The organism is Bradyrhizobium sp. I71, assembly GCF_022354745.1.
Classification (GTDB): Bacteria; Pseudomonadota; Alphaproteobacteria; order Rhizobiales; family Xanthobacteraceae; genus Bradyrhizobium; species Bradyrhizobium liaoningense.
In genome coordinates, this window is the sequence record NZ_CP059398.1 from 3,183,135 (window position 1) to 3,207,780 (window position 24,646).

Annotated in this window: 19 protein-coding genes; 11 read left to right on the plus strand and 8 right to left on the minus strand. The window is 64.4% G+C overall.

What is annotated here, in order from left to right:
* Positions 1–75: 75 nt before the first annotated feature.
* Together FJV43_RS15510 and FJV43_RS15515 are read left to right on the plus strand one after the other, a co-directional pair.
* Positions 76–2,292: a penicillin-binding protein 1A gene (locus FJV43_RS15510; RefSeq protein WP_239628247.1), complete on the plus strand. Its 2,217-nt coding sequence runs from the start codon at positions 76–78 to the stop codon at positions 2,290–2,292.
* A 265-nt stretch (positions 2,293–2,557) separates the two neighbouring features.
* The gene (locus FJV43_RS15515) at positions 2,558–3,217 is read left to right on the plus strand and encodes a hypothetical protein (protein ID WP_239628249.1); all 660 of its coding nucleotides are present in this window, start codon (positions 2,558–2,560) and stop codon (positions 3,215–3,217) included.
* Between the two features lie 156 nt (positions 3,218–3,373).
* Here FJV43_RS15515 and FJV43_RS15520 read toward each other — a convergent pair whose 3' ends face one another.
* From FJV43_RS15520 to FJV43_RS15535, 4 genes are all read right to left on the minus strand, one after another.
* Positions 3,374–4,213 carry a SprT family zinc-dependent metalloprotease gene (locus FJV43_RS15520; protein ID WP_239628250.1) on the minus strand — a complete coding sequence of 280 codons (840 nt, stop codon included), beginning with the start codon at positions 4,211–4,213 and terminating at the stop codon, positions 3,374–3,376.
* Between the two features lie 311 nt (positions 4,214–4,524).
* Positions 4,525–5,853 (minus strand): polyhydroxyalkanoate depolymerase, encoded by a 1,329-nt coding sequence (gene phaZ / locus FJV43_RS15525; RefSeq protein WP_239628252.1) that lies wholly within the window; start codon positions 5,851–5,853, stop codon positions 4,525–4,527.
* Positions 5,854–5,974: 121 nt separating this feature from the next.
* Complete coding sequence (locus FJV43_RS15530; RefSeq protein WP_239628254.1) at positions 5,975–6,793, minus strand: ABC transporter permease; 819 nt, start codon at positions 6,791–6,793, stop codon at positions 5,975–5,977.
* Between the two features lie 112 nt (positions 6,794–6,905).
* A complete protein-coding gene (locus FJV43_RS15535) occupies positions 6,906–7,709 on the minus strand; it encodes an ABC transporter ATP-binding protein (protein WP_239628255.1) in 804 nt (267 codons plus the stop codon).
* Positions 7,710–7,816: 107 nt separating this feature from the next.
* Between FJV43_RS15535 and FJV43_RS15540 the strand changes: the two genes are divergently transcribed.
* The 3 genes from FJV43_RS15540 (at position 7,817) to FJV43_RS15550 (ending at position 11,129) form a co-directional block, all read left to right on the plus strand.
* On the plus strand, positions 7,817–9,139 hold the full coding sequence (locus FJV43_RS15540) for an ActS/PrrB/RegB family redox-sensitive histidine kinase (protein ID WP_197965395.1): 1,323 nt from the start codon (positions 7,817–7,819) through the stop codon (positions 9,137–9,139).
* Positions 9,140–9,241: 102 nt separating this feature from the next.
* A complete protein-coding gene (locus FJV43_RS15545) occupies positions 9,242–9,796 on the plus strand; it encodes an ActR/PrrA/RegA family redox response regulator transcription factor (RefSeq protein ID WP_028176842.1) in 555 nt (184 codons plus the stop codon).
* A 343-nt stretch (positions 9,797–10,139) separates the two neighbouring features.
* Positions 10,140–11,129 (plus strand): c-type cytochrome, encoded by a 990-nt coding sequence (locus FJV43_RS15550; RefSeq protein WP_239628258.1) that lies wholly within the window; start codon positions 10,140–10,142, stop codon positions 11,127–11,129.
* A 72-nt stretch (positions 11,130–11,201) separates the two neighbouring features.
* Here the strand turns inward: FJV43_RS15550 and FJV43_RS15555 are convergent, their stop codons facing one another.
* Positions 11,202–11,693, minus strand: a complete 492-nt coding sequence (locus FJV43_RS15555) for an MmcB family DNA repair protein (RefSeq protein WP_239628260.1) — start codon at positions 11,691–11,693, stop codon at positions 11,202–11,204.
* Between the two features lie 98 nt (positions 11,694–11,791).
* A complete protein-coding gene (locus FJV43_RS15560; protein WP_239628261.1) occupies positions 11,792–13,393 on the minus strand; it encodes an alpha-amylase family glycosyl hydrolase in 1,602 nt (533 codons plus the stop codon).
* A 170-nt stretch (positions 13,394–13,563) separates the two neighbouring features.
* Between FJV43_RS15560 and FJV43_RS15565 the strand changes: the two genes are divergently transcribed.
* Positions 13,564–14,244 (plus strand): MBL fold metallo-hydrolase, encoded by a 681-nt coding sequence (locus FJV43_RS15565; RefSeq protein WP_239628263.1) that lies wholly within the window; start codon positions 13,564–13,566, stop codon positions 14,242–14,244.
* Positions 14,245–14,290: 46 nt separating this feature from the next.
* On the opposite strand, the gene FJV43_RS15570 is transcribed toward FJV43_RS15565, so the two are convergent.
* Complete coding sequence (locus FJV43_RS15570; protein WP_239628264.1) at positions 14,291–15,478, minus strand: PHB depolymerase family esterase; 1,188 nt, start codon at positions 15,476–15,478, stop codon at positions 14,291–14,293.
* 546 nt (positions 15,479–16,024) lie between these two features.
* Between FJV43_RS15570 and FJV43_RS15575 the strand changes: the two genes are divergently transcribed.
* Together FJV43_RS15575 and FJV43_RS15580 are read left to right on the plus strand one after the other, a co-directional pair.
* Positions 16,025–17,260: an LLM class flavin-dependent oxidoreductase gene (locus FJV43_RS15575; RefSeq protein WP_239628266.1), complete on the plus strand. Its 1,236-nt coding sequence runs from the start codon at positions 16,025–16,027 to the stop codon at positions 17,258–17,260.
* Between the two features lie 143 nt (positions 17,261–17,403).
* Positions 17,404–18,780, plus strand: coding sequence for a cytochrome P450 (locus FJV43_RS15580; protein ID WP_239628268.1), 1,377 nt, complete (start codon positions 17,404–17,406; stop codon positions 18,778–18,780).
* 134 nt (positions 18,781–18,914) lie between these two features.
* On the opposite strand, the gene FJV43_RS15585 is transcribed toward FJV43_RS15580, so the two are convergent.
* Positions 18,915–19,751, minus strand: coding sequence for a glucose 1-dehydrogenase (locus FJV43_RS15585; protein ID WP_239628269.1), 837 nt, complete (start codon positions 19,749–19,751; stop codon positions 18,915–18,917).
* A gap of 179 nt (positions 19,752–19,930) precedes the next feature.
* On the opposite strand from FJV43_RS15585, the gene FJV43_RS15590 reads away from it, so the two are divergent.
* From FJV43_RS15590 to FJV43_RS15600, 3 genes are all read left to right on the plus strand, one after another.
* On the plus strand, positions 19,931–20,896 hold the full coding sequence (locus FJV43_RS15590; RefSeq protein ID WP_028176853.1) for an HWE histidine kinase domain-containing protein: 966 nt from the start codon (positions 19,931–19,933) through the stop codon (positions 20,894–20,896).
* A 317-nt stretch (positions 20,897–21,213) separates the two neighbouring features.
* Entirely contained in the window at positions 21,214–22,950 is a 1,737-nt protein-coding gene (locus FJV43_RS15595; protein ID WP_239628271.1) for an EAL domain-containing protein, read from the plus strand.
* Positions 22,951–23,193: 243 nt separating this feature from the next.
* Positions 23,194–24,633 carry a sigma 54-interacting transcriptional regulator gene (locus tag FJV43_RS15600; RefSeq protein WP_239628272.1) on the plus strand — a complete coding sequence of 480 codons (1,440 nt, stop codon included), beginning with the start codon at positions 23,194–23,196 and terminating at the stop codon, positions 24,631–24,633.
* Positions 24,634–24,646: the final 13 nt, after the last annotated feature.

Here is a 24,646-nt window from a genome sequence, read left to right on the forward strand (position 1 = left end):
TTAACGCCGGGGTAACCGGGCCTTAAACAGCGACCGCTAGCGTGCGGCGGGGCGGACTGACCGGGCGTATTGCGTATGGCGTGGGGAAAGAAAAAGGGTGCGCGGAAGGAGCCGCTGTTCGGCTTGCCCGCGGCGCTCGCCGATCTGCGCCTGACCGCTGCGGACCGCGTTCCCGGCGGCGACGACAAGCCAAAGAAATCTGCGAAGACATCCGCCAGGCGCAAGAGCGAGAATGCCGGCGACGAGCCGCCCCGCGAACGGAAGGCACCTGCCAGCCGCAGCGGCGCCAAGCGCCGCTCGAAGTCGCGCGGCGGCTTCAGCCTCGGCCGCCTCGTCTATTGGGGCGCGGTGCTGAGCCTGTGGGGCGTCATCGCCGTGATCGCCGTCGTGGTCTATGTCGGCGCCCATCTGCCTCCGATCCAGTCGCTGGAGATTCCCAAGCGGCCGCCGACGATCCAGATCGTCGGCATCGACGGCAGCATGCTGGCGCAGCGCGGCGAGATGGCCGGCGCCAATATCGCGCTGAAGGACCTGCCGCCCTATCTGCCCAAGGCGTTCATCGCCATCGAGGACCGCCGCTTCTATTCGCATTTCGGCATCGATCCCGTCGGGATCCTGCGGGCCCTCGTCACCAACGTGCTCCATCGCGGCGTGTCGCAGGGCGGTTCGACGCTGACGCAGCAGCTCGCCAAGAACCTGTTCCTGACCCAGGAGCGCACCATACAGCGCAAGCTGCAGGAGGCAGAGCTCGCGATCTGGCTGGAGCGCAAGCACTCCAAGGACGACATCCTGGAACTCTATCTCAATCGCGTCTATTTCGGCTCCGGCGCCTACGGCGTCGAAGCCGCCGCGCAGAAATATTTCGGCAAGTCGGCGAAGAACGTCACGATCGCCGAAGCCGCGATGCTGGCCGGCCTCGTCAAGTCGCCGTCGCGCCTTGCGCCGAACCGCAATCCGGAAGGCGCCGAGGCGCGCGCGCAGATCGTGCTCGCGGCGATGGCGGACGCGAAATTCATCACCGACGCGCAGGCCAAGGCCTCGATCGGCCATCCCTCCTACAACGTGAAGCCGGCCGGCGCCGGCACGGTCAATTACGTCGCGGACTGGATCGGCGAGGTGCTGGACGACCTGGTCGGCCAGATCGACGAGAGCATCAAGGTCGAGACCACGATCGATCCGAAACTGCAGAGCGTGGCGGAAGCCGCGATCATCGACGAGCTCGCGGCCAAGAGCGTCAAGTTCAATGTCAGCCAGGGCGCGCTGGTGGCGATGACGCCAGACGGCGCGGTGCGCGCCATGGTCGGCGGGCGGAACTATTCCGACAGCCAGTACAACCGGGCGGTGACCGCCAAGCGCCAGCCGGGCTCCTCGTTCAAGCCGTTCGTGTACCTCACCGCGCTCGAGCAGGGGCTGACGCCCGACACGATGCGCCAGGACGCGCCGATCGAGGTCAAGGGCTGGAGACCCGAGAACTACACCCACGAATATTTCGGCGCGGTGACGCTGACGCAGGCGCTGGCGATGTCGCTCAACACGGTCGCGATCCGCCTCGGCCTCGAGGTCGGGCCGAAGAACGTGGTGCGCACCGCGCACCGGCTCGGCATCTCCTCCAAGCTCGAACCCAATGCCTCGATCGCGCTCGGCACCTCCGAGGTCTCCGTGGTCGAGCTGGTCGGCGCCTATGCGCCCTTCGCCAACGGCGGCCTCGCGGTGGCGCCGCATGTCGTGACGCGGATCAGGACGCTCAGCGGCAAGCTGCTCTACATGCGCCAGCCGGAGGAGCGCAACCAGGTCATCGAGCCCCGCTATGTCGGCATGATGAACGCGATGATGCGGGAGACGCTGATATCAGGCACCGCCAAGAAGGCCGAGATTCCCGGATGGCCGGCCGCCGGCAAGACCGGCACCAGCCAGGATTATCGCGACGCCTGGTTCATCGGCTACACCGCCAACCTCGTCACCGGCGTCTGGCTCGGCAATGACGACAACTCGCCGACCAAGAAGGCGACCGGTGGCGGCCTGCCGGTGGAAGTCTGGACGCGCTTCATGCGCGCGGCGCACGAGGGCGTGCCGGTGGCGAACTTGCCGAACTCGCAAGCCACCTGGGGCCTGTCGAACCTCGCGCAGGCGGCCTCGCAGGTGTCGCCGCCGACAGCGGCAGCACCCGGACCCGCACCGGCGAACGCCGGCGGCTATCGCCCGCCGCCTCCCACGCGCGCCAATGTGCGGCCGGAAGCGGCGGCAGGACTCGATGGCTGGCTGATGGAGCGGCTGTTTGGCGGGAATCGATAGGTTCTGCCCGAGGTTTCGATGACCTCGAAACAAGAACTGCGAAAACAACCCCATGCACAGTAGCCGAGGATAATGAAATCAACGGCTTGCGCAGGCAGCGCAGAGCCTGAAGCGCGCGCTTCATCACTTCGGCAATTCCTGCCCAGCGCGGCAAGATCGACCGCGACCCACGCATGGCTGATGGGAAAAACACCAATCTCTTCAAGCACCCGTCTTCGGCCCGGGATTTGCTCTCATAGGTCGAGCAGGGACCTGGGAGCGTTCGATGATTTCAAATGTATCCGGTGCGGCGTTGCCTCATCTGCGGCCCGCATCAACTCCCGCGTCGAATGCGGCATCGGGTCTCCAACCGGTGGTACCGGACGCGACTGACGCTGCGACCAGCAGCTTCCGGATTGACGTCTCGCAAGTCAAGCCGCTGTCAGGTGCGAAGGTGATATCGGCGGCGGACAATCCCCACCTGCGCGACCTCCTGGCAACGAACTGGCTGAGGACTCACGACGCGAGTGCGACGCAACCGGTCGCCGCAGACAACGCACCGGAGAACACCTACGCTCAGGTCAAGGTTGACGGCAAGGTGGTGGCCACGCTGTACAATGGCGGGTCCTCGGTGATGACCAACCAGGCCGCGGCGAAGGTCGGCAAGCTCGAGGATCCTCCCGGCTTGAGCGGGCCGGACCTGGCGCAATGGCGGGCCGACAGATACGCCGAGCTGCTTGGCGGCACCGTCGAGAAGGCCTCCACGGCCATCACGCAATTGCAATGGACGCCGCGCGAGAGCAGGCCCACGACATATAGTCGCGAGCAACTCGACGCGGCGTTCCAGGCGATGGTGGCGGAGGGGCAGACGGCTGGCGCGCAGCAGCAATCAGCCTATCTGGCCTCACGCGCGCAGGCGGGAACGAGTGCGGATTTCAGTGCATGAGGGTGGTTTGAAGCTGCCCCGCTCTCTGCTGTCACTTACCGCGAAAGCGAGGCATCTAGTACAGCACGCCCCGGCTCAACAACAACGGTCTCTTTAATACTGGGTCGTCCGGTCAAGCCGGACGACGACAGCGAGTGTTAGGCGGGTAGTGAGAGCCTACTCCTCGACGCCGTACCGGTGCAGATCGTTGCCGTAGGTGTCGAGCCACTTCTTGGCGCGCTCCATCGACGGGCAGACCTTGCCGCACACGCGCCAGAACCGCGCCGAGTGGTTCATCTCGACGAGATGAGCGACTTCGTGGGCGGCGAGATAGTCGAGCACGAAGGGCGGTGCGAGGATCAGGCGCCAGGAGAACGACAGCGAGCCGGCCGAGGTGCAGGAGCCCCAGCGGCTGGACTGATCGCGGATCGAGAGCCGCTTGACCCTGACACCGAGTTCGGCCGCATAGGCTTCCGCCGAGCGCTGAAGATCGCGGCGCGCCTCGCGCTTGAGGAAGTCGCCGACGCGGCGGTCGACATGTTCGAGCCCACCGGCGACGCAGAGGATGCGTTCACCGCTATCTCGCATCTCGGTCCACACCGTGCCGCGCGTGCCGGCGCGATGAACGATGCGATGCGGCGTGCCGCGGAGCGGTATCACCGTGCCAGGCTGGAACGGCGCGGCCTTCGGCAAGCGACCGAGACGCGCGGCGATCCACGCACCGTGACGCTGCGCGAAGTCCTTCGCTTCGGCGAGCGTGCCCCGCGGCGGCATGGTGAGGATGGCTTCGCGGTCGCTCGGATGAATTCTGAGCGTGTAGCGGCGCGCACGGCGATGCCGACGCAATCGGATGGCAAAAAATTGCGATCCGTGGGTGATGACGAGGGTCTTCGGTTCGTGGGGCCGACGATAAAGGAGTGCGCGAGTGGCCATGTCTGTCAGTCCGGGGAGCAGGAGTTCGCCCGGATTCTGCCATAACCGCCGCCAGGGAAAGCGCTCGGCGCAAAAACAAATCATTTGCCCAATATACAGCGGTCAGGCGCCCGGGAGACCCTATAGACTGGGGTTGGAACCCGTTTTTTTCGCCCCCGCTGGATGCATGCGACACCCCCAAGGGGTGAGGAAAGACTCACTCCTATAAAGCTACCTAAATACCGCGAATCCGGCGGGAACTTATCCCCGTCGGAGGCCCCGACAGGCGCCGGAATTTCGACGGGAAAGCCGAAATCCGCGGCTGCAGCCGTTCCGATGAACATCGGACGGCTCCAGATTCTTATTCTGACGCGTTTTCTTTACGCGAACCGGCCACCACTTCGCTCGAAAACGCTTTATTCAGCCGCGAGAGCCTGCAACGAACTCGGATTCGCAGCCGAAACCATGAAGTCGTGAATCCGAGGCACGATCTCCGACTTGAAACGCGATCCGTTGAACACGCCGTAATGTCCGACGCCCTTCTGGACGTAATGAACGCGACGATGATCGGGGATCGAGCTGCACAAACCGTGCGTTGCTTCCGTCTGACCGAGGCCGGAGATGTCGTCGTTCTCGCCTTCGACCGTCATCAACGCGACGCGCTTGACCTTGGAGGGTTCGACGCGGGTTCCACGATGAGTCATCTCGCCCTTCGGCAGCGAGTGCTTCACGAACACGGTGTCGACGGTCTGCAGGTAATACTCGGCCGAGAGATCCATTACCGCGAGATATTCGTCATAGAAGTCGCGATGCTTGTCGACGAGATCGCCGTCGCCTTTCACCAGATTGGCAAACAGCTGCTTGTGCGCATCCATGTGCCGATCGAGATTCATGCTGATGAAGCCGTTCAGCTGCAGGAATCCCGGATAGACGTCGCGCATCATGCCCGGATGCGGGAACGGCACCTTGGTGATGACGTGGTTGCGGAACCAATCGATACCGCGCTCCTGGGCGAGGTTGTTCACCGCGGTCGGATTGCGGCGGGTGTCGATCGGGCCGCCCATCAACGTCATCGAGGTCGGCACGAACGGATCGCGCCGCGCTTCCATGATGGAGACGGCCGCGACGACGGGCACGGAAGGCTGGCACACCGCCATGACATGGGTGTTGCCGCCGAGGACGTGCAGCATCTCGATGACATAGTCGATGTAGTCGTCGAGATCGAAGCGGCCTTCGCTCAAGGGGACCATGCGGGCATCGGCCCAATCGGTGATGTAGACCTCATGCGCCGGCAGGAAAGCCTCGACCGTGCCGCGCAGCAGCGTCGCATAATGGCCGGACATCGGGGCCACGATCAAAACGCGCGGCTGCGGACTGCGCAGCGGGCGGGCGAACTTGCGATCGAAATAGAGCAGCTTGCAGAACGGCTTTTCCCAGACCGAGCGGACCTCGACGGGAACGCGGATGCCGTTGACCTCGGTGTCGTTGAGACCCCATTCCGGCTTGCCGTAGCGGCGCGTGGTGCGCTCGAACAATTCGCAGGCCGCGGCGACCGACTTGCCGACCTCGGTGCGCGCCCAGGGGTTGAGGGGATTCTGAAACAGCAGCTTGGTCGCGTCGGTGACCGCACGTGCCGGATTGAGAGAGGCATGAGCCATCTCGTACATCCAGTACATCGGCGTCGTCAGGACCGGACTGCCTTCTGCCGCCAGCGGCGGCGCGCCGCCAAACTCACCAATGGGCATTGCTATATTCCTCTTCGCATCGCAGCATACTGCCGAATGCGTAATATTGCGTCAATGCATGGTTCCGTACATCTACGTAGCCGAAGCGGCCAAATCACCATGAATCCACGGGAAAGTGACCCTATTCGCCACCCGACAGCAGTGAGCCATGCTCCCGGGCGCTGCGCAAAAGGGCAAGGAATGCCCAAAAAGATGCAGCCAGAAGCAGGGCGTTGATGGCCAATGCCTGCAGCATCAGATCGGTCCTGAAGGTGTGCTCGATCAGGAGCGCGCGCATGCCCTCGAAGGCGTAGGTCGGCGGCAATGCCCAGGCGACGTATTGCAGCCAGACCGGCAACACGCTGACGGGATAGTAGACGCAGGCGAGCGGCAGGATCGCGAACATCAGGGTCCAGACGATGCTTTCGGCGCCAAGGCCGTTTCGCAGCACCAGACCCGAGACGAAGATGCCGACCGACCAGCTCGTGAAGATCAGATTGCAGAAGAAGGCGATCAGCGGCAGGCCGAGGGCATAGACGTTGAAGTGAAACAGAAACAGCGCGAGCAACGTCATCGGGATGACGCCGATCGCGAGCCGGATCAGGCTCATGACCATCAGCGACAGCAGAAACTCGATCGGCTTCAGCGGGCTCATCATGAGGTTGCCGAGGTTGCGCGCCCACATCTCTTCCAGGAACGAGATGGAGAAGCCGAGCTGTCCGCGGAACAGGATGTCCCAGAGGATGACGGCGCCGATCAGCGTGCCCCCTGCGCGCGCGAAGAAACTGGCGTTCTCGGCGATGTAAAGCTGGAGGAAGCCCCAGGTGATGACCTGCAGCGCCGGCCAGTACAGCAGCTCGAGCAGCCGCGGCCAGGACGACAGCAAGAGATACCAGTAGCGCAGGATCATCGCGCCGATACGATGAACGGAGATGCCGCGATGGAGGGAGAGCTCGGTCATCGCGCCCCCCTGTAGCCTGGATGAGCGAAGCGACATCCGGGACTTTGCTTGCCGCGGTCCCGGGTATCGCTCCGCTCACCCGGGCTACGACAGTCACACAAGGCCGCGTCTCTCATCTTGCTGCCTCCCGTGCGCCATTCGCCCGGCCGCGCGCGACGTCCAGAAACACCTCTTCCAAGGTGGTGCGGTTGTAGCGGGCCATGATCGCTTCCGGCGCGTCGTCGTCCTCGATACGGCCGCGCTTCATGATGATGACGCGGTCGCAGAGCCGTTCGACCTCGAGCATGTTGTGCGAGGCCAGGAGAATGGTGGCGCTGTTGTCCCGGCGGTAGCGTTCCAGATGCGCGCGCACCCAGTCGGCGGTATCCGGGTCGAGCGAGGCGGTCGGCTCGTCGAGGAGCAGCAGCTCGGGCTGGTTGATCAGCGCCTTCGCCAGCGCCACGCGGGTCTTCTGACCGGCCGATAGCTTGCCGTTGGCGCGGTCGATGAATTCGGTGAGGTCGAGATCCTCGGCGAGCTTCGCGATGCGGTCCGAGAGATTCTTCACCGCATAGAGCTTGCCGAACACGGTGAGGTTCTGCCGCACCGTGAGCCGCATCGGCATGTCGACATAGGGGCTCTCGAAATTCATCCGGCCCAGCACGGCCGCGCTCTCCTCGGGCATGCGATGCCCCAGCACCTGCACGCGGCCGGAGGTCGGCAGCACCAGGCCCATGATCATCGCGATGGTCGTGGTCTTGCCGGCGCCGTTGCCGCCCAGAAGGCCGGTGATGCTGCCGCGCGGAAGCGTGAAGGAGATATCGTCGACGGCGCGGGTCTGCTTGTAGACCTTGACGAGGTGCTCGACCGCGATTGCCGCGGACGAGCTGCGATCCGCGACAGTCGGCCGACTTGAAGCCTTGTCATTCTCGGTCATGCTGGCCGTTCTTCTGCTATTGCAGCGAAGAGCGCAAGGCTTGTAATGCCTGCGTGGTTCCGCGAGCCCAGCGTTGTGATCGAGAAAGCACCGCCACATTGTCCGATATGACCGAAATTGCCGCTTCCGACTTCCGCCACGCGCAGCGGCACATCCGGCTGGACACGATCCTGCGGCTGCGCTGGCTCGCGGTGCTGGGCCAGCTCGCCGCGATCTTCATCGTGGCACAGGGGCTGGAGTTCAACGTCGAGATCATCCCCTGTGTCAGCATCATCGCTTTGTCGGCCGCACTCAATCTGGCGCTCCAGACCGCGGCCAATCCGATGCAGCGGCTGGAGCCGATGCAGGCGGCCGGGCTGCTCGCGCTGAACATCGTGGAGCTGGCCGGCCTGTTGTTCTTCACCGGCGGCCTGCAGAACCCGTTCTCGTTCCTGTTCCTCGCGCCCGTGCTGATCTCGGCCACCGCGCTGCCGGCCCGTTTCACCTTCGGCCTCGGCCTGCTCGCGGTTGCCTGCGCTTCGCTCCTGTTCTTCTTCCATTTTCCGCTGCCGTGGGATTCCGACGATCCGCTGGTGCTGCCGCCGGTCTATCTCGTCGGCGTCTGGCTCTCGATCGCACTCGCGATCGGCGTCACCAGCCTCTACTCGTTCCAGGTCACCGAGGAGGCGCGCAAGCTTGCGGACGCACTGGCCGCGACCGAGCTGGTGCTGACGCGCGAGCAGCATCTGACCCAGCTCGACGGACTAGCCGCCGCCGCCGCGCACGAGCTCGGCACGCCGCTCGCGACGATTTTCCTGATCTCGCGCGAACTGGAAAAGACGGTGAAGGACCCAAGCTTTGCCGCCGACCTGAAGACCTTGCGCGAGCAGACCCAGCGCTGCCGCGATATCCTGAGCAAGATCACCCAGCTCTCCTCCACCGGCGCGCCGTTCGACCGCATGAAGATGTCGGAGCTGATCGAGGAGGTGGTGGCGCCGCACCGCGATTTCGGCGTCGAGATCAAGGTGCGGATCGCGGTGGCCGCGGCGGCCGAGCCGGTCGGCTCGCGCAATCCGGCGATCCTTTACGGCATCGGTAACATCGTCGAGAACGCGGTCGATTTCGCCCGCACCACCGTCGAGGTGAACGCATGGTGGAACAAGGACACTATCGAACTCGTGATCTCCGACGACGGACCGGGCATTCCGCCCGACATCCTCAACCGGATCGGCGAGCCCTATCTGTCGCGGCGCCGTACCCAGGACGATGGCGGCGGCGGACGACGCGGCCTCGGCCTCGGCGTGTTCATCGCGCGTACCTTGCTGGAACGCACCGGCGCCAAGGTCTCGTTTACCAATCGGACCTTTCCGGAACACGGCGCGGTGGTCCAGATCACATGGCCCAGGCAGCGTTTTGAGGCTATCGAGACGCACGAAGAAACCATAGGATAGCCGCGACCTTGCGTCGCACAACAGGGCCGATCGACGATCGGCGGCCTTGGCACCGCGTGATTGCGAGGCCATATGTCGGTGCGCTGGAGAGAGGACAAAACCTTGAACGCCATTGCCGAACTGAACGAACAGAGCGACCGCTCGCTTCTCATCGTGGAAGACGACAAGCCGTTTCTGGAGCGGCTGTCGCGCGCCATGGAAACGCGGGGCTTCTCGGTGACATCGTGCGACACCGTCTCGGACGGACTTGCGCAGATCGGCAAGTCGGCACCGGCATTCGCGGTGGTGGATCTGCGGCTCGGCGACGGCAACGGCCTCGACGTGGTCTCGGCGCTGAAGAAGAAGCGCCCAGATGCACGCGCGATCGTGCTGACCGGCTATGGCAACATCGCAACCGCCGTCACCGCGGTGAAGATGGGCGCGATCGATTATCTCTCCAAGCCGGCGGATGCCGACGACGTCGTCGCGGCACTGCTGTCGACCAGCGCGGAGAAATCCGAGCTGCCGACCAACCCGATGTCGGCCGACCGCGTGCGCTGGGAGCACATCCAGCGCATCTACGAGATGTGCAACCGCAACGTCTCGGAAACGGCGCGCCGACTCAACATGCACCGCCGCACGCTGCAGCGCATTCTGGCCAAGCGCGCGCCGCGGTAGTCTCGGCGTTCACTCATGAGCATGCAGATCTTCGGCCTTTGAGGCGGAGATGCTTGGCGTGGTCGAAGCGTTGACGTTGACCCGGGATCGCCGTTTCCGCGGAGGGAACGGCGACAGCGAAAGCCGGGTCAGCTGCGGATTTCACAACTCGACGGGCGCGCTCCCATAGCTCAACATGCCCAAGGTCGGTCGGCCCTGAACGTGCCCTGGCCTGACGTCCCGGCGTCGTGTCGGTAAGCCCAAGTGTTGGCCTCGCGAGTTCGTTGAACCCGACGTTAACCTCAGACGGCGCATCATCGAGCCCACCTGGCGCGTTCAATATCCACCTGATGTCGAGAGATCGATGGTTCACCCTACGCCGCTTCTTGCATTGCTTGGCCTCTGGACGATGCGCGCGGTGGCCGTCGGTGTCATCGCCGTAGCCGCGCCGGCCGCGGTGCGAGCTCAGCAGATATCCTCTCCGGTCTGGACGGTGCCGGAAGTCGGCGCGCTGCCTGATGACGCTCATGGCCGGCTCGTGCGGCGCGGGCGCGACCTCATCACTGCGACCTACGCCCATATCGGGCCGGAGGTGCCGGATTCAGCCAAGCGTTATGCCGGCAACAATCTCGCCTGCAGCAACTGCCATCTCGAAGCCGGCACGAAGAAGTTCGGCTTGCCGATCTTCGGATTGGTCGAGCTCTTCCCGCAATACAGCGCCCGGCTCGGCGCCGAGATCACGATCGAGGACCGTGTGAACTCGTGCATGACGCGCAGCATGAATGGCCGCGCGCTGCCACTCGAGAGTCCGGAAATGCAAGCCCTCGTGGCTTACATCAGGTTTCTGTCGTCCGGCGTGCCGGCCGGCAAGGCATTGTCAGGACTCGGCACCGGATCGATGCCTGAGCTCGATCGGGCAGCCGACCCGGTTCGCGGCAAGGCGATCTACGCGAAGGCCTGTCTTTCCTGTCACAATGAGGACGGCTCCGGAATACGCCGCAGCGTTCCGAGCGTCGATCTCGGCTACATGGTGCCGCCGCTCTGGGGCCCGGATAGTTTCAATGATGGCGCCGGCATGGCGCGGTTGATTACCGCGGCGAACTTCGTGCACTTCAACATGCCGCACGGGACGGACTACCTGAATCCGCAGCTCACGGCCGAGCAGGCATGGGACGTGGCGGCCTATATGATCTCTCAACCGCGTCCGAAAAAGGCCGGTCTCGACAAGGACTATCCAGACCTTTCGACCAAGCCGGTCGATGCGCCTTACGGACCGTACGCCGATGGCTTCGATCAGCAGCAGCATATGTACGGACCTTTTGGTCCGATCCGGGCGGCGCACGCCAAAAAGTAATTGGGACGGAAGGAAAACCGGCGACCTCGCATCACGAGGAGACCGGATCACGCCGCGCTTCGCCCGGCCCGCCTATTCCCAGAAATCCGCGTGGCCCTGCGGGTCGACCAGCCGGTTGATCCGCAAGGCTGCCGCCATTGCAAAGCGCACCGTCATCTGCTTGCGCGTCGGTGCCGGCAATTTGTGCTCGGGCGCCTCGCAATGCATGTGCGCGCCATAGGCATCGGCGATGATCAGGCCGGTGTCATCAGGGAAGATCTCGCACGGCAGATCCTGCGTGAAGGCGAAGAACAGCCGGTCGCAATGGGCGCGGTATTCGTGCCATTTCTGGTCGGCGCGCAGATCCTCCACCGACGACTTGATCTCGACGATCCAGATCTCGCCGCGCTCATTGAGGGCCACCAGATCGGCACGGCGGCCCGAGGGCAGCGGCAATTCGCTGATGCAGGAGAAGCCGAGCGAACGCAGCAGCCGCGCCGTGCCGCGCGCGATGGCGAGCGCGGTCTCAGACTGGCGACGGTCCGGCGGCGGCACGAGGGCGATGTTGCGGGCGGTGTTGTCCATGGCCCGAGCTTAGCCGATTCCGGTCGTGTGCACACGGCCCGTTGAGGTCAGTCGCGGCTGCATTTTCCACTGCCGTGCCGCGTTTGCGGGGACGACAGTCAGGCGGGCGGCGCCACCACCACGCCCTCATTGGCGCGCAGATCCAGCACGCCTTCCAGCCGCTCGCCCTCGCGATCGAGGAACGTCGACAGCAATATCTCGCTGCCGAACCGGATGGCGCTGGTAGTCACGGCGACCGGCTCGGGGCCGAGATTGAGCGCCACGATCACCGCCCTGCCGCCGGCGTCGCGGCGGTAGATCAGGAGATCGCCCTGCGCCGAGATCGGGTGGTAGTCACCGGCGACCAACGGGAGACAGCTCTTCCGCAGGGCGATCAGGCCCTTGTAGAGATTGAGGATCGAGCGCGGATCGGCTTCGAGATTGGCGACATTCTCGCGGATATGATCCTCCGGCAGCGGAAGCCACGGCCTCGCCTCCGAGAAGCCGGCGAAGTTCGACGAATCCCACTGCATCGGCGTGCGGCAGCCGTCGCGGCCGACGCCGATGCCGGGCACGTTCTTCTCGAATGGATCGCGCACGTCCTCCGGCGCGATCGCGAGCTGATGCATGCCGATCTCGTCGCCGTAGTAAAGCGTCGGCGTGCCGCGCAACGTCAGCAGCAGCATGGCCGCGACGCGGGCCTGCTCGGGGCCGACGCGGCTCGCCACGCGCGGCCGATCATGATTGCCGAGCACCCAGTTCGGCCAGGCGCCCTTCGGCAGCGCCTTCTCGTAGTCCTCGACGATCTTCTCGATCGAGCGCGCGCTCCAGAAGGTCGAGAGCAGCGCGAAATTGAACGGCATCTGCGCGCCGGTGAGATCGTTGCCGTAATAGGCCATCAGGCGATGCAGCGGCAGATAGATCTCGCCGATCAGGACGCGGGCGCCGTAGGAATCGGTGACGCGTCGCATCTCGGCGATGACACCGTGCACCTCCGGCTGATCGGTCGAGTACTGCGTCAGGATCTTCTCGTTCGGCGGCCGGCCCTCGACATAATGCGGGTTGGGCGGGTTGTCGCGGAATTCGGCGTCCTTGATCAGGTGCCAGATCACGTCGACACGAAAGCCATCGACACCCTTGTCGAGCCAGAACCGCATCACATCATAGATGGCGGCCCGGACATCCGGATTGCGCCAGTTCAGGTCCGGCTGCCGGGCGAGGAAGGCGTGGTAGTAATATTGACCCGTGGTCTCGTCGAATTGCCACGCGCTGCCGCCGAACTCGGACAGCCAGTTGTTGGGCGCGCCGCCATCGGGGGCCGGATCGCGCCAGATGTACCAGTCGCGCTTGGGATTGTCGCGCGACGACCGGCTCTCGATGAACCAGGGATGCTGGTCCGATGTGTGGTTCGGCACGAGATCGAGGATCAGCTTCAGGCCGTTGTCGTGGGCGGCCGCGAGCAACGCGTCGAAATCGGCCATCGTGCCGAACAGCGGCTCGATGCCGACATAATCCGAGATGTCGTAGCCGAAATCCGCCATCGGCGAGGGAAAGATCGGCGACAGCCAGATCGCGTCGACGCCGAGCGATCTCACGTAAGGCAGCCGCCTGAGGATGCCGGCGAGATCGCCGACGCCGTCGCCATCGGAGTCCTGAAACGAGCGCGGATAGATCTGATAGAAGATGCCGTCGCGCCACCAATTCTCGTTGCCTCGAGCCATGCCGAAGACCACCCAAATCTGCGCCTCGCGCGGGAGAACGCGACAGCATCGCCCCGGTTCAAATTGGCAGACCAATTGGGACGGCCGTGTGACGAGGGCCGCTCCTGTTCCCGAAGCTCTCGCCCGAATCTTTTGCTTGGCGGACTGACAAAAATCGGCATTGTGGCGCCATGACTGAGCAAACCGACACCCAGGACTCCTCGCCACCCAAGGCGGGCGCGATCATCGTTCCCGTGACGCTGTTCGAGCAGAACTGCACCATCATCTGGGACGAGCCCGCCAAGAAAGCGGTGGTGATCGATCCCGGCGGGGACGTGCCGAAGATTCTGGACGCGATCAAGCAGACCGGCGTCACCGTGGAGAAGATCTGGCTGACCCACGGCCATATCGACCATGTCGGCGGCGCGGCCGATTTGCGTGATGCGCTGAAGGTGCCGATCGAGGGCCCGCATGAAGCGGACAAATTCCTGCTCGACAACGTGGTCGAAAGCGGCGCGCGCTTCGGCATGACCGGCGTACGCAACTTCGCGCCCGACCGCTGGCTCAATGAGGGCGACACCGTGTCGATCGGCGATCTCAAGTTCGACATCCTGCACTGCCCGGGCCATTCGCCCGGCAGCGTGGTGTTCTTCAACAAGGCGTTACGTTTTGCCCATGTCGGCGACGTCCTGTTCGCGGGCTCGGTCGGCCGCACCGATCTGCCCGGCGGCAGTCACGCCACGCTGATCAGTTCGATCAAGACAAAGCTGCTGCCGCTCGGCGATGATGTCGGCTTCATCTGCGGCCATGGCGCCGGCTCGAGCATCGGCCAGGAGCGCATGACCAATCCATTCATCACCGGCGAGATGTAGCTGGTTTATTCTGTGGCCTTCCGGCCAGCGCATTCTGCGAGCCCGGCTACTTCATCAACCCCGCGGCCGTGAGCGCGCGCGTGATGATCTGGCCGAGATCTAAGCGGCGAGCCTTCTCGGGCTGCGGCTCGGCCTGCTCTTCGGCAATTGCTGCACGGATCGAGCGCGCGAGATGCGGCGCGGGCGAGAGCGCCGGCTTCGTTGCAGGCTTCATGGCAGGCTTGGCTTCCGCCTTCCTCGTCGCGGCGTCCGGAATCCAGCCGGTGAGGCCGAAGAACTTTGCGATGTGGTAGGACGAGGAAATGCCGGCCTCGATCAGGAATGCGCCTTCGATGCCGTAGCGCTGATCGTTGTCGGCCAGCCCGAGCGGCGTGCCATGCGCCATGTCGGTGATGGCGTAGGATTCGACCAGCGTCTCGCCGTCCTTGTTCCACCAGGCCTGGCGCGGATGGCCGTCGACGACCGTCTCCGCCATCGGCGCGTCAGGAAGGTCGTGCAGGTCGAGCCATTGCTTGACGATCTCGTTGGCATTGCCGGGATTGACGGTGCGGTCGGCGCTGCCGTGCCACACCGAGACCTTCGGCCAGGGCCCGCGATGATCCGAGGCGCTGCGCACGAGATCGCCGAGCTCGCGCGCGGGACGCGCTGGGGAATGAAACATGCCCTCGAGCGCCTCGCGCAGATTCGAGGCGATGCCATAGGGCAGCCCGGCAATCACCGCGCCGGCCGCGAAGACTTCCGGATAGGTCGCGAGCATCACCGACGTCATGCCGCCGCCGGCCGACAGGCCGGTGATGAAGATGCGCCTGGAATCGATGCGGTGCGTGTCGACCATGTGCGCGATCATCTCGCGGATCGAATGCGCCTCGCCGCTGCCGCGCACGGTGTCTTCCGGACTGAACCAGTTGAAACAGGTGTTGCCGTTGTTGACGCGCTGCTGCTCGGGCATCAACAGCGCGAAGCCATAGTGCCGTGCCAGTGTCGACCAACCCGCGCCGAGATCGTAAGCGGCTGCCGTCTGGCCGCAGCCATGCAGCACGACGACGAGCGCGCGCGGTTTCTGCAATTGCGCCGGCACGAACGCGAACATGCGCAAGGCTCCGCGATTGTCGCCGAAACCAAGGACCTCCTCCAAGGGGCTGGATGAATCAGCGCTGCGGCCGAGCTCGGCAAAGCGCAGTCCGTCCAGCCTCGGCAGACGTCTCAACAGATCGATATTTTTGGCTAGCGACACGGCAACTTCCTGGTGGGCGACGTTCAACGTCCAGTCCAACCAGATAGTTGCTGCATTGCAAAATAAAAAGACCGTGCGCTGTCAATCTCGCGAAAAGGCCCCGGATTCCTGCAGGAATCCCACGTATTAACCGCAATGCCTCAACATCGTGCAGATGCGCGGGCATGCACGCCGGAAATGCGGCGCAAATCATGATGATGTCACAAACGGCCTGAGCGAGACGACAGATCCTGCGCGCGCTGATTGCACGGCTCGGGCGGTGGACAACACCGCGCCATGAGGAGTCCCGCCCCTCATCGAAGATGATCATGATGAGCGCAGGCGCGGACGACGTCGGCGCATCGACATGGAATGTAACGAGCGTGAGCGCAGCAAGGCCTGCGATCGCGCAGCGCTCGATCAGCAACACGGCGCCGCGATGCCCACCTCGCCTCACCTCGCATGCCTGCATTCCGCTGCGCGGGACATCGCGCGATTGCGTTCGCGCCATCAGGCACGTAGCCTTGCCGTCTCAACAAGCAGAAAATCAAAGCCGGAGAGACCGCCATGGCGCGCCTGAAGTTCGGAGCCTTCCTTGCCCCGCATCACCCGATCGGGGAGCATCCGATGCTGCAGTTCCGGCGCGATCTGGACCTCGTCGAGCAGCTGGATGCACTCGGCTATGACGAGTTCTGGTGCGGCGAGCATCATTCGTCCGGCTGGGAGATGATCGCCTCGCCCGAGATGTTCCTGGCCGCGGCCGGCGAGCGCACCAAGCGGATCAAGCTCGGCACCGGCGTGGTGTCGCTGCCCTATCACCATCCCTTCAATGTCGCCCAGCGCATGGTGCAGCTCGACCATATGACCGGCGGCCGCGCCATCTTCGGCTCCGGCCCGGGCGCGCTCGCCTCGGACGCGCACACGCTCGGCATCGACCCGATGACGCAGCGCGACCGCCAGGACGAGGCGATCGGCGTCATCCGCCGCCTCTTCAACGGCGAGCGCGTCACCGCCAAGAGCGACTGGTTCACGATGAACGACGCCGCGCTGCAGATCCTGCCCTTGCAGGAGGAGATGCCGTTCGTGGTGGCCTCGCAGATCTCGCCCTCCGGCATGACGCTCGCCGGCAAATACGGCATCGGCATCATCTCGCTGGGCTCGATGACGACGCAGGGACTGATGTCGCTGCAGCAGCAATGGCAGTTCGCCGAGGATGCCGCCAAGAAGCACGGTACCAAGGTGAACCGTGCCGACTGGCGCGTGCTGCTGACCTTCCACATCGCGGAGACCCGTGAGCAGGCGCGCCGCGAAGCGGGCGCCGGGCTGATGCGCTGGCACAACGAATATAATGTCGGCACGTTGCAGCGGCCGGGCCTCACCGCATTCTCCTCACCCGACGAGGCTGTCGACAAGACCGCCTTCGTCGAGGGAGCCGCGTCCACCATCGGCACGCCCGACGATCTCGTCAAAACCATCAAGAACGTGATGCAGGTCTCCGGCGGCGTCGGCGCCATCATCGGCTTCGTGCACGACTGGGCCAATCCGGAAGCGACGCGGCGGAGCTGGGACATGGTGGCGCGCTACGTCGTGCCGGAGATCAACGGCTATATCGACGGCCTGCGCAAATCGCAAAAGTTCGTGATCGAGAACCGCGCGATCTTCGAGCGCGCGGGACAGGCCGTGATGGCCAAGATCATGGAGAACGAAAAGGCCGCCGAGGCGCTGAAGGTCACCGGCCCCGGCCGCGTCGCCATTCCCGCCGTCAACGCCCCGGATCTGCAGAAGGAAGCCGCGAAGCGGTAGGGGCGCGTTGCGCAGTACCTGCGGCCACGATCTCAAGCAGGTGATATCGGCCCGTGCTAAGCTGATCGCATCAGCCTGGCGCGGGCCGCAATATTGCCGTCGGTCGCGCAGATTCTGTCGGTCAGCCAACCGGAGCAATCGTCATGTCGATGCAGAATGTGGCCGCCCCCGCGTTTCAGTTCACCCCGCCCAGACGCAACGAGCTGACCCACATCCCCGGCGACGAAGGCTGGCCAATCATCGGCAAGACGTTTCAGGTGCTCGCCGATCCCAAGGGCCATATCGAAGCCAACGGCGCCAAATACGGCCTGGTCTACCGTACGCATTTTTTCGGCGAAACCAATGTCGTGCTGCTCGGGCCCGAGGCCAACGAGCTCGTGCTGTTCGACCAGCAAAAGCTGTTCTCCTCGACGCATGGCTGGAACAAGGTTCTGGGCCTGCTGTTTCCGCGCGGATTGATGCTGCTCGATTTCGACGAGCATCGCCTGCATCGCAAGGCGCTGTCGGTCGCCTTCAAGTCCGGGCCGATGAAGTCCTATCTCGGCGATCTCGACCGCGGCATTTCTGCGCGCGTCGCGCAATGGAAGGCAAAACCCGGCGAGATGCAGCTCTATCCGGCGATGAAGCAGCTCACGCTCGATCTTGCTGCGGCCTCGTTCCTCGGCGCCGATATCGGGCCTGAGGTCGACGAGATCAACCGCGCCTTCGTCGATATGGTCGCCGCCTCCGTCTCGCCGGTCCGCCGCCCCCTGCCCGGCACCCAGATGGCGCGAGGGGTGAAGGGACGCAAGCGCATCGTCGCCTATTTCCGGGAGCAGATTCCGCTCCGCCGCGGCAATCATGGCGGCGACGATCTGTTCTCGCAGCTCTGCCGCGCCACCCATGAGAACGGCGCGTTGCTCTCGGAGCAGGACATCATCGACCACATGAGCTTCCTGATGATGGCGGCGCACGACACGCTGACCTCGTCGCTGACGTCCTTCATCGGCGAGCTCGCCGCCAATCCGGGCTGGCAAGACAGGCTGCGCGCGGAGGTGCTCGCGCTCGGGCTTGCCCCGGGGGCGCCGAGCAGCTTCGACGATCTCGAAAAGATGCCACTGTCGGAGATGGCGTTCAAGGAAGCGCTGCGGATCAGGCCGCCGGTGCCGTCGATGCCGCGCCGCGCGATGCGCGATTTCAGCTTCAAGGGCTTTGCGATCCCCGCCGGCACGGCCGTCGGCATCAATCCGCTCTATACGCACCACATGAAGGACATCTGGCCGGAGCCGGACCGCTTCGATCCGCTGCGCTTCACCGAGGAAGCGCAGCGCAACCGCCACCGCTTCGCCTTCGTGCCGTTCGGCGGCGGCGCGCATATGTGCCTCGGTCTGCACTTCGCCTACATGCAGGCGAAATGTTTCGCGCGGCACTTTTTGCAGAACATCGAGGTGACGCTGGCGCCCGGCTACAAGCCGGACTGGCAGATGTGGCCGATCCCGAAGCCGCGGGACGGGCTGCGGGTGACGGTGAAGGCGGTTTAGCCTCTCTTGTCCCGGACGCGCGCAGCGCGAGCCGGGACCCAGAATCGAGAGTCACATTCAACCAGGAGAGATGGGCCCCGGCTCTGCGGAGCGGCACTTCGCGCCGCACCGCGTCCGGGCACGAGACCTATCCGCTACGCCTGATCGAACGCCTTGCGCAGAGCCACGTAGCCCTGCTGCTGCTGGCTCCAGTTGCGGCCGCCGGTGATGGCGCCGTCGACGACGAGGTCGTGACCGTTGACGAAGCTGGATTCGTCGCTGGCCAGGAACACCGCGGCATGGGCGATGTCGTCGGGAAGGCCGGCACGCGGGATCGGCTGCGCGGTCTTGTAGACCTCGCGCATCACCGCCGGCGTCTTCTCCGCTGCGTCGGTCGAGAGCCCCAGCGCCTTGCCGAAGATGCCCGTTGCGATCGCGCCGGGCGAGATCGAGTTGACGCGGACGTTGGATTCGCCGAGCTCCATCGCCACGCATTTGGTGAGATGGATCACCGCCGCCTTGGCCGCGCTATAGACCATCGACGACGAGAATCCGGCGAGGCGGCCGGCGATGCTGCCGTTGTTGATGATGCTGCCCGCCCCCTGCTTCTTCATGTGTGGCGCGGCGTGTTTCATGCCGAGCATGACGCTGCGCACCAGCGTCGCCATCGCCGCATCGAACCGCTCGGCCTCGAGGCCCTCGATGCCGCCGGTCTGCGCCGGCCCGCCGGCATTGTTGAATAGGCAATCGATCCTGCCGAATTTCTCGACCGCGAGCGCGATCAGCGCCTGCATCTGCGCTTCGACCGTCACGTCGGTCTGGCGGAAGATGCAGTTGGCCCCGAGTTGCTTTGCCAGCGCCTCGCCTTCCGCTACGCGTCGCCCCGCGATCACAATTTTGGCACCTTCGGCAACGAAGACTTCCGCAGTGCGCAATCCGATCCCGCTCGTTGCCCCCGTAATCACCGCAACCTTGCCGTCCAGCCTGCCCATGGAATGTTCCTGTTTTCGAGTGATTTGATGCCAAATGGCGAATGTCGGCCGCCGCCGTCGCCGGAGCGGCCACTATCCCTGCCCGCTTCCGACAAGGCAAGCTATGCTTGTGCGGGCGGCATGCGTAACGTTCTCACGGGCCGCTCGATGTTCGAACGCATATCGCAACTGGGCTGCGCATGGGGAAGCTGATCGACGAGTTCCGCAAGGGCTGGCAGGGCGCGGCGCCGCCCTCGCTCGGTCTGAGCATCTCGTTTGCGATAGTCTGCCTGTTGGCCGCGACCCTGGTCCGCTGGGGCCTCGCTCAGGTTCGCCCCGACATCTACTTCACGCCGTACTTTCCGGCCGTGTTCTTTGCAGCTGCCCTGGGAGGATTCCGGATCGGCGTGGTCACGGCGCTGATCGGCGGCGTGCTTGGAGTCGTCCTGAACTTCGGCGATGCCTTTGCCGACCGCGCGCGCTTTGCCCTGCTGGCCCTTTACTGGGCCGTCTGCGCGATAACCATCTGGGGTGTCGAACACTATCGCACCATGCTGGCAGAGCAGCGCCGGATCTCCAAACGCCTGATCGAGGAGGAAGAGTATCGCAAGCTGCTGGTCGAGGAGCTCCAGCACCGGCTGAAGAACAAGCTGTCGACGGTGCATGCCGTGCTGCATCAGGTGCTGCACGATCACCCGCAGGTCTGGGCCCGGGTCGATCCCCGGCTGCGCTCGCTGGCCGCAACGGACGATTTGATCTCGCGGATCGACAAGGGCGGCTGCGATATCCGCGACCTCCTGATCTCGGAGCTCGGCCCCTATGGCCATGTCCGCTTCACCCTCAATGGCGACCGATTGTTCCTGCCGCCGAAGCTCGCGGTCACGCTGTCATTGATGTTTCACGAGCTTGCCACCAATGCGGGCAAGTATGGCGCATTCTCCTCACCGCGCGGCCTGTTGCAGGTGTCCTGGACCATCAGCGACGACCGCCTGACCATCACCTGGGACGAAACCGAAGGGCCGAGCGTGGACAAGGTGTCCGAGCCCGGCTTCGGCACCAAGCTGCTGAAATCGGCATTGTCGTCCTTCGATGGCAGGACCGAGATCTCGTATCTGAAGACCGGGCTGCATTGCATCATGCAGTGCCGAATCCCGCGAAGCGAATAGAGAATGATGAACCAGCTCCGCTCGCGCATCACTTCTCCGGGGCAAAGAAAAGTGTCGACTGCAGTTCGCACCGTTCGACCGAGGCCTAAACGCAGCCGGACTCGATAGAAGCGAAAGCGCAGCCACGCCCTTCTCGCAGTTTCACTTTGCGCGTTGACCCTCTGTTAATGACGATCGTCAGCGCGCGTCGCATCGTCGCAAGTTTTCTCCAAAACACCCCCGTATTTCTCCTGGCCCCTTAACCAAACTTAAGAGGGAACTGCGCAAGATCGCGCCCATTGCAAAGGCGCGCCGAAACAACAAGATTCATGACTTGTATGAACGACAATACATATTCCGGCGCGACTGAAGCCGAGCTCAGTTTTCTCAAGGAAATCGTTAGAATGCTACCTGCCGGCCTCACCGTGCAGGACGCGCATGGCGAGCTTCTGCTGGTCAACGATACCGCCGCCGCCCAGCTCGGCATGGACGGCAGCCGTCCCTCACCCGATCTGGCCCCGCGACAGGAAGCCTGCCGGCAGGCGCTGAGCGCCGGCCAGGCGGTCGTGACCGAGGAGGCGCTTCACGTCGGAGCCGCGCGCCAGGTGCTGCTCACCACGCATCGTCCCGTTCGCCTCGCCGGGCGCGAGCTCCTGATCTCGGCATCCTCCGACATCACCGAACAGAAGAATTTCGAGGACCAGCTGTTCCGCTCGGCCTATTTCGACGAGCTGACCGGATTGCCCTCGCGGCGCGTGATCGAGCACCGCGCCAACAGTCTGCTCGCGGCGGGTCATGGCGGCGAGCGTTTCGCGCTGGCCTTTCTCGACGTCGACAATTTCAAGCACATCAACGACTATTACGGCCACTCCGTGGGAGACGCGCTGCTGGTCGAGCTGTCGAAGCGGCTCGGGCGCGACCTGCGCGATTCCGACATACTGTCGCGCATCTCCGGCGACGAATTCCTGCTGCTGCTCTCCCCGATCCAGAGCCAGGAGGAAGTCGCCGAGTTCATGCAATCGACGCTGGAGCGGCTGACTGCACCGTTCTTCATCGACAATTCGGAAGTCTTCGCCTCGACCTCGGTCGGCATCAGTCTCTATCCCGACCACGGAAGCAGCTTCGAGACGCTGCGGCAGAACGCCGACATCGCGATGTACCGCATCAAGAACAACGGCAAGGGATTGGCGACCTTCTTCGACACCAGCATGGAGCGCGAGGCGCAGGCGCGGATGAAGGTCGAGCAGTCGCTGCGGCTGGCTATCCTGGAAAAGCGCTTCTGCTGCGCCTTCCAGTCCAAGGTCGACATCCGCACACAGGCGGTGAAGGGCATCGAGGCCCTGGTCCGCCTGCGCGACGACGAAGGCGTGATCCAGGCCCCCGGCTCGTTCATCAATCTTGCCGGCGAGCTCGGGCTGATCGATGAGCTGACCCATCTCGTGCTCGCCGAGATCGTCAAGTCGATCGACCTGATCAACGACACGTTCGGCGCGGATGGGACCATCAGCATCAACGTTGCCGCCAAGCAGGCCGGCAATCCCGAATTCATGCGCAGCTTCGCGCGGGCGCTGGACGACACCGGCTTTCCCCAGCGCTTCATGATGGAGGTGACGGAAGACGCCTTCGTCGCCAAGAATCATTTCCAAGCCGAGATCCTGCCGATGTTCCGCAAGCTCGGCGTCGGCATCTCCATCGACGATTTCGGCACCGGCTATTCCTCGCTCTCGGCGCTGGCCGACATCACCGCGGACGAGATCAAGATCGACCGCTCCTTCATCACCGACATCCATAAGCGCCCGCGCAGCCAGGGCATCCTGCGCGCGATCGAATCCTTGAGCGAAGCGCTCGGCATGACGGTGGTCGCCGAAGGCCTCGAATCCTACGAGGAACTCGCCTATCTCCAGGCGGCAACGAAGATCCGCTACGCGCAGGGCTACTACTTCTCGCGGCCGATCTTCCTGGAAGAGCTGAAGCTCGCAACACCCGCCTCCAGCGAGGCGCGGGTCAGCGTGGCGAGCCGCCCGATGCAGCAGAACCGCCAGGGCTATTCGCGCGCGAGCGGGTATCGGCGGTAGGGCTGCATTCCTCGCGCCCAACGAATTCCCTATTCCGTCATCCTGAGGTGCGAGCGGCGCGATGCAACGCAGCGCGCCGGGAGCCTCGAAGGATGCACGGCCGAGATGCAACCGGGCCGTCGCCCTTCGAGGGCCGCTGAAGAAGCGGCCACCTCAGGGTGACATAGATTCGCCCCGCCATTTCCCCCTTTGAAATTGCTGGCCTTTTGCTAATACACAGGCGGACTTCCGCTGGGATATGTCATGTCCGCTTCCGCCTCGATCCGCGACCCTGCCTATCTCCGCGCACGCGCGATGGAGACGCTGTTCGAACGGCTGGAAAAGCTTTGCGAGGGCGCCATCGCGATCGACCGCGGCGGGCACGTCGTCTACGTCAACGAAAAATATCTCGCCGCGCTCGGTCTCGAGCATACGAGCGAGGCGATCGGCCGGCCGATCGAGGAGGTCATCCCGAACAGCCTGATGCGGAAGGTGGCCGAGACCGGCGAGCCGATCCTGCTCGACATCATGGAGCTCGGCGGCGAGCAGCTCGTCGTCACCCGCATGCCGATCGAGGACGAGAACGGGACGGTGATCGGCGCGATCGGATTCGTCCTCTATGATCATCTCGAAAGCCTGAAGCCGTTGCTCGCCCGCGTCACCCAGCTCGAGAGCGATCTGCGGCTGGCGCGGCGGCAATTGTCCAACGCCCGCGCCGCGCGCTTCACCTTCGCCGATTTCGTCGGCAACACGCCGGGAATGGCGCAGGTCAAGGAGCTCGCAAGCCGCGCCGCGCGTCAGAGCGTCACCGTGCTGCTCACCGGCGAGACCGGAACGGGAAAGGAGATGCTGGCGCAGGCGATTCACAACGCCTCCTCGCGTGCGGAGAAGCCGTTCGTCAGCGTCAACGTCGCGGCGATCCCGGAAACGTTGATCGAGTCGGAGTTCTTCGGCACTGCGCCGGGCGCCTATACCGGCGCCGACCGCAGGGGGCGCGAGGGCAAATTCCGTATTGCCGACGGCGGCACGTTGTTCCTCGACGAGATCGGCGAGATGCCGCTGCAATTGCAGGCCAAGCTGTTGCGCGTGCTGCAGGAGCGCGAGATCGAGCCGCTCGGCTCGGACAAGATCTCGAAGGTGGACGTGCGCGTGATCGCCGCCACCAATGTGGACTTGCGCAAGCGCGTCAGCGACGGCGCGTTCCGGCCCGATCTCTATTATCGGCTCAACGTGCTCTCGATCGAGCTGCCGCCGCTGCGCCATTGCCTCGACGATCTCCCGGACATCTGCGCCAGGCTGCTCGACGACATCAGCGGATCGGGCGACTACGTCAAGGCGAAGATCACGCCGAGCGCACTCGCCGCGCTCGCACGCTATGACTGGCCGGGCAATGTCCGCGAGCTCCGCAACATCCTCGAGCGCGCGCTGATCCTCAGCGATTCCGGGCGGCTGACCGGCGAGGACGTCGCGCGCATCCTCCCGGTCGACACCGAGGTCAGGCTTGCGCCGCCCGCGCGCCCGGCCGGAGCGGTGGTGCCCTATGCCGAAGCCGAGGCGGAGTTCGAGAAGCACACGATCGAACAGGCACTCGCCGCCAGCAACGGCCAGATCACCGAGGCCGCCAGGATGCTGCGGATCTCGCGCGCAACCTTCTACAAGAAGCTCGCCAAGTTCGGTCTCGCCACGGGACCCGCTGCCGTCTGAGTTTCGAGACTCC